Raw genomic sequence first — 287 nt, 5'->3', positions numbered from 1 at the left:
CTTCTTTCAACAGATCTTCGCGCAGGGTGCAGCAGATGCAGCCGTTACTCATCTCCACCAGTCTTTCCTCGCACCGGTTGAGCCGCACTTCACTGTTGACCCGCTTGGCGTCGATGTTGACCTCCGACATATCGTTGACGATGACTGCAACGCGCCGGCCCTCGCGATTATGGAGGATGTGATTTAACAGCGTGGTTTTCCCCGCACCGAGAAATCCGGACAGTACCGTGACCGGCAGTTGTTTCATGGTCGTCGCTCCACACACGTTCTCTTGTTCATCAACAGTC

1 protein-coding gene is annotated in these 287 nt (G+C 55.1%); it reads right to left on the bottom strand.

Going from position 1 to position 287, the window contains the following annotated elements; translation table 11 throughout:
• Window positions 1-247: GTP-binding protein (locus E4680_RS13985; protein WP_167792542.1), on the bottom strand; the 247-nt coding region annotated here is incomplete at its 3' end.
• Between the last annotated feature and the right edge of the window lie 40 nt (window positions 248-287).

Source organism: Candidatus Macondimonas diazotrophica, assembly GCF_004684205.1.
Classification (GTDB): Bacteria; Pseudomonadota; Gammaproteobacteria; order UBA5335; family UBA5335; genus Macondimonas; species Macondimonas diazotrophica.
The sequence above is the reverse complement of the archived record's forward strand: the minus strand, read 5'-3'. Positions and strand labels throughout refer to the sequence as shown.